At 67.2% G+C, this 1,196-nt stretch carries 1 protein-coding gene; it reads left to right on the top strand.

All coding sequences use genetic code 11. From position 1 onward, the window contains the following. Positions 1-15: 15 nt before the first annotated feature. Positions 16-1,196 (top strand): SDR family NAD(P)-dependent oxidoreductase (locus SCA03_RS34775; RefSeq protein WP_230989119.1); only part of this gene is annotated, 1,181 nt, incomplete at its 3' end.

The raw sequence follows: 1,196 nt of genomic DNA, 5'->3' as shown, positions 1-1,196 counted from the left end.
GAGCAGGCTGCGTCGGTGCCGGTGGCGTTTGTGACGGCGTATTACGCGTTGGTGGATGTGGCGGGTGTGCGGGCGGGGGAGTCGGTGTTGGTGCATGCGGCTGCGGGTGGGGTGGGGATGGCGGCGGTGCAGTTGGCGCGGTGTTGGGGTGTGGAGGTGTTTGCGACGGCGAGTGAGGCGAAGTGGGGGGTGGTGCGTGGGTTGGGTGTGCCGGCTGAGCGTATTGCGTCGTCGCGTGATGTGGGGTTCGAGGGGTGTTTTCGGGCGGTTTCGGGTGGTCGTGGTGTGGATGTGGTGTTGGGTTCGTTGGCGGGGGAGTTGGTGGATGCGTCGTTGCGGTTGGTGCGGCGGGGTGGGCGGTTTGTGGAGATGGGGAAGGCGGATGTGCGGGATGCGGGGGAGGTGGCTGAGGTGTGTGGGGTGCGGTATCGGGCGTTTGATCTGGGGGAGGCGGGTCCGGAGCGGTTGGGTGCGGTGTTGCGTGAGGTGGTGTCGTTGTTCGAGGCGGGTGTTTTGGAGTTGTTGCCGGTGGGGGTGGGGGATGTGCGGCGGGTGGGTGAGGTGTTCGGGGTGATGCGGCGGGCGCGGCATGTGGGGAAGTTGGTGTTGAGTGTGCCGTCTGTGGGGGGTGTTGATGGGGGGTGGACGGTGGTGTCGGGGGGTTCGGGTGTGCTGGGTGGGATGGTGGCTCGTCATTTGGTGGTGGGGCGGGGCGTGCGGCGTGTGGTGTTGCTCGGTCGGCGGGGTGAGGAGGCGCCGGGGGTGGGGGAGTTGGTGGAGGAGTTGAGGGGTGTGGGGGCGGAGGTGCGGGTTGTGGCGTGTGATGTGGCGGATCGGGAGGCGTTGGCGGGGGTGTTGTCGTCGTTGGGGGGTGGTGTGTCGGGGGTGGTGCATGCGGCGGGTGTGTTGGATGACGGGGTGGTGGAGTCGCTGTCGGGGGATCGGTTGGCGGGTGTTCTGGCGGCGAAGGTGGTGGGTGCGTGGAATTTGCATGAGTTGACTCTTGGGTATGGTGTGCGGTCGTTTGTGATGTTCTCGTCGGCTGCTGGTGTGTTGGGTGCTGCGGGTCAGGCGAACTATGCGGCGGGGAACACGTTCCTGGATGCCCTGGCGGCCTTTCGGCGCTCGCGTGGGTTGCCGGGTGTCTCGATCGCCTGGGGGCTGTGGGCCGAACGATCGACCATGACCGAGGGGCT

This window comes from Streptomyces cacaoi, from assembly GCF_006539165.1.
GTDB lineage: Bacteria > Actinomycetota > Actinomycetes > Streptomycetales > Streptomycetaceae > Streptomyces > Streptomyces cacaoi.
This window is presented reverse-complemented; position numbering and strand designations above follow the sequence as displayed.